Source organism: Mycolicibacterium novocastrense (genome assembly GCF_001570485.1).
GTDB lineage: Bacteria > Actinomycetota > Actinomycetes > Mycobacteriales > Mycobacteriaceae > Mycobacterium > Mycobacterium novocastrense.
The window spans coordinates 1-4,135 of record NZ_BCTA01000089.1 but is presented as its reverse complement, the minus strand read 5'-3'; the positions used below and the strand labels follow the sequence as shown (position 1 = coordinate 4,135).

Genomic DNA, 4,135 nt, shown 5'->3' with positions numbered 1-4,135 from the left:
CCCGCACAGCGGACGCACGGTCAGCGCAACACTGACCGCCCAGCGCACCCGCGCCGACCTCGGCGGGGTGATTGCCGAGACGCTGTCCTACAACGACACCGTGCCGGGGCCGCTGCTGCGGGCCAGCGTCGGCGACGAGTTGGCGGTCACCGTTCGGAACCGATTGAGCGAGCCGACGTCGGTTCACTGGCATGGCATTGCGCTGCGCAACGATATGGACGGTGCCGCTCCGGCGACGCCCAACATCGATGCCGGACGCGACTTCATCTACCGATTCTCGGTGCCGCACCCGGGAACCTATTGGGCGCATCCCCATACCGGGTTGCAGGCCGACACCGGCCTGTACCTTCCGGTGATCGTCGACGACCCGACCGAGCCCGGCGATTATGACGCCGAATGGGTGGTGATGCTGGACGACTGGACCGACGGTGTGGGTTCGAGCCCTCAACAGCTCTATGAGGGGCTTCGCGCCATGGGCCCGCCTGCGCACGATATGCCGGGGATGGGAGACATGGGCGATATGCCCGGATCAGCGACGGTGCCCGGGGTGGGCGGCACGGGCGGCAGCGAACTGCTCGGTGGCGACGCCGGAGATATCACCTACCCGTACTACCTGATGAACGGCCGAATCCCGCAAGCTCCGAGCACGTTTCGCGCAATACCCGGCCAGCGAGTTCGTATCCGGCTCATCAACGCCGGCTCGGATACCGCGTTTCGGGTGGCGCTGGCCGGCCACTCGATGATGGTCACACATACCGACGGCTTCCCGGTGGTTCCGACTGAGTTTGACGCTGTGTTGGTCGGGATGGGGGAGCGTTATGACGTGGTGGTCACCGCCGGTGACGGGGTCTTTCCGCTCGTCGCCGCCGCTGAAGGTAAGAACGCCGTGGCGCGAGCGCTGCTGGTCACCGGAGCCGGTGCGCCTGCTGCGCCGGATTTCCGGCCACCGGAGTTGTCTGGCCGCGTCGGCACGGTAGAGCAGGTGAGCGCGGCGCCCAGCGTGACGCTGCCGAGCCGCACCGCCGACGTGGCACTGCCCGCCGACCTCGCAGGATCAATGGCCACCTACGATTGGACGATCAATGGTCGGCCGTTCGCCGCTACCGAACCGCTGAACGTGCAGCAGGGCCAGCGCGTCGCGGTGACGTTCAACAACATGTCCATGATGTGGCACCCGATGCACCTGCACGGCCACACCTTCGAAGTAGTGACAGCCGACCAGCGGCGGCCAGGCCCCCGCAAGGACACCGTCAATGTGCTTCCGATGCAGAAACTCACGGTGGTCTTCGATGCCGATAACCCGGGGATATGGATGCTGCACTGCCATAACACCTATCACCAGGAGGCCGGCATGATGACCAGCCTGAACTACAGGACCTGAGGGCCGTGCGTCGATCTTCGCCAGAATGACTCAGTGATATCCGTAACATCTCCGGCGTCGGTGACTTGTTAATGCACGCCTTGTGTTCCGAGCAGTGCGACGAGCGCTGACGCGTCGAAGACCAATGGGTGCCCAATGCTGCCAAACTGTGTACGTAAGCAAATAGTACGTATATGCAGGAACGATTCCTCAAGAAGTGGCCGGGTGGGTGGCGCCGGATGAAGAGATCCGGTGGCGGGCAGGCAGATTGCAAACTCTGATGGCGGTACGCCCGGGGCGGGCCTGGTGAGGCGAAATTGAAGAATCGCGACCCGGTAACAACACGGAATCAACTTCGCGCCTGGGCCGTGGCGTGCGTGCGCGCTGTTACTGTGGGCAACGTTGTGAAACACGATGGCTCGCGAACCACGATACTGCTGCGCCGACTGATCGGGCTGGCAGTGATCTCGTGGATGCTGGTCGCTGTCACCGGGTGGGCAGCCACCTGTGTGGATCCTCCGGCGCCGCACGGACCCCATGCTGTGGTATCGGCACTCGGGTCTCAGTTCGCTGAAGTCGTCGATCACCCACATTGTCTGGACGGGTCCATCATCGACCTGCACCACGGTATTGCCGCGGCTGTGCTGCCCCGGGTCATGACCCTGCCCCTTGCGCTTGGATTGGTCACCGCCGTGGCTTTGGCGCTGGGCTGGTGGGGCGCCGCGGTCGGCACATCCATGCGTGGCCCGCCGCCGGCGGCCCGGGCTGTGCTCTGGGGTCGTGATCGGCTCACCCGGTTCTGTATCACACGCTGCTGAGTGGGCGGCGCATGACCTGTCCGCATTGAGCGGACTCGGGTCGATGTCTGCTGCCCACCATCCATAGCCGCGTCCTCTTCAGCGCTGCGGCTCCGACGCAGAAGCGTGGAAACCCTATGAACCATGTCCTATCCGTACACACGCCCGACCTGTCCGCCTCACGTCGCCGCGCCGTCGGCCGGTATCACCGCCGGCCTGCCACGCTGGTCGGCCGCACTCCAGTGCTGTGGATCGGTGCTCCGTTCAGCTCTGAAGAGCGGGGCTTTTGGGCCAAACTCGAGGGCTTCAACCCCGGCGGGATGAAGGACCGCCCGGCCATGCACATGGTGGAGCGTGCCCTCGCCCGTGGCGATCTGCAGCCGGGTGGCCGGATCGTCGAATCCACCAGCGGCACACTCGGGCTGGGGCTTACGCTGGCGGGCACCGTATACGGGCATCCGGTGACGCTGGTCGCTGATCCCGGTATGGAACCGATTGTTCAACGAATGCTTTCGGCATACGGTGGGCAGGTGGATCTGGTGACCGAGCCGCACCCGCGGGGCGGTTGGCAGCAGGCTCGGCGCGATCGGGTGGCCGAGATTTTGGCCGGTGATCCGACCGCCTGGTATCCGGATCAGTACAACAATCCCGACAATGTCGACGCGTATCGGGGCTTAGCGCTGGAGTTGCAGAATCAGCTGGGGTCCATTGACGTCTTGGTGTGCTCCGTGGGCACCGGCGGGCATTCGGCCGGCGTGGCGCGGGTGTTGCGCGAGTTTAATCCCGACTTGCAGCTGATCGGCGTGGACACCGTTGGTTCGACGATTTTTGGCCAGCCGGCAAGCACGCGGTTGATGCGCGGCCTGGGCTCGAGCATCTACCCCCGCAATGTGGATTACCGCGCATTCAACGAGGTGCACTGGGTGGCGCCCGCGGAGGCGGTGTGGGCGTGCCGAACCTTGGCAGCCACCCACTACGCCAGCGGTGGGTGGAGTGTGGGGGCGGTCGCGCTGGTGGCCGGTTGGGCGGCGCGCACCTACCCGCAGGGTACAAGGATCGCCGCGGTGTTTCCCGACGGCCCGCAACGCTACTTCGACACCGTCTACAACGACGACTACTGCCGGGCACACGGAATCCTGGCAGGCCCTCCAAGCGCAGAGCCCGCGGTCGTCGCGGAGCCCACAGAGTGCGTCGTGCAGTCGTGGACGCGGTGCGCGCGGGTGGTTGACCCCGTGGCGGTGGCGCGGTGAGGGCAGTGGCCGCACAGTTCAGGAGTTTTGGTTGGCCGAGCCGGCTGCTGATGATCAACCAGTTCGGCATCAACCTGGGCTTCTACATGCTGATGCCTTACTTGGCGGGATATCTGGCCGGCCCGTTGGGGCTCGCAGCATGGGCGGTCGGTCTGGTGCTGGGCGTGCGTAATTTCTCACAGCAGGGCATGTTCATCATCGGAGGCACGCTTGCTGACCGGTTGGGCTACAAACCGCTGATCGTGGCGGGATGCCTGCTGCGTACCGCAGGGTTCGGGTTGCTGGTCGTGGCCGAGTCACTGCCGATGGTGTTGATCGCCTCGGCGGCGACGGGCTTCGCCGGAGCATTGTTCAACCCGGCGGTACGCGCTTATTTGGCAGCCGATTCCGGTGATCGGCGCGTCGAGGCGTTCGCAGTGTTCAACATCTTTTACCAGGCGGGCATTCTGGCCGGTCCGCTGGCGGGACTGGCGCTGATGGCGCTCGACTTCCGCGTCACCGCGGCAGCGGCGGCGACAGTGTTCGCGCTACTGACCGTTGCCCAGTTGTTCGCCCTTCCCCAGCACAGCGCCACACTCAACGCCGAGAAGGCGTCCGTACTCGATGACTGGCGCGCCGTGGTGGCCAACCGATCCTTTCTGCTGTTCGCAGCGGCCATGATCGGCTCCTACGTGTTGTCCTTCCAGGTATATCTCGCACTGCCGCTGCACGCAGCGATTCTGGCGCCA

Annotated in this window: 4 protein-coding genes; all 4 read left to right on the top strand. The window is 65.2% G+C overall.

Going from position 1 to position 4,135, the window contains the following annotated elements; genetic code table 11:
* A partial coding sequence (locus tag RMCN_RS26785) for a multicopper oxidase family protein (protein WP_067395750.1) occupies positions 1-1,381 on the top strand: 1,381 nt, incomplete at its 5' end.
* Between the two features lie 383 nt (positions 1,382-1,764).
* Complete coding sequence (gene lpqS, locus RMCN_RS26780; protein WP_131808612.1) at positions 1,765-2,178, top strand: putative copper homeostasis (lipo)protein LpqS; 414 nt, start codon at positions 1,765-1,767, stop codon at positions 2,176-2,178.
* Positions 2,179-2,294: 116 nt separating this feature from the next.
* Positions 2,295-3,407, top strand: a complete 1,113-nt coding sequence (locus tag RMCN_RS26775) for a PLP-dependent cysteine synthase family protein (RefSeq protein WP_067395748.1) — start codon at positions 2,295-2,297, stop codon at positions 3,405-3,407.
* Between the two features lie 50 nt (positions 3,408-3,457).
* On the top strand, positions 3,458-4,135 hold a 678-nt coding region (locus RMCN_RS26770; RefSeq protein ID WP_131808613.1), incomplete at its 3' end, for an MFS transporter.

Bases quoted from the DNA above. Each gene is read 5' to 3' on its own strand.
- RMCN_RS26775 (WP_067395748.1), top strand. From the start codon at position 2,295: ATGAACCATGTCCTATCCGTACACACGCCCGACCTGTCCGCCTCACGT.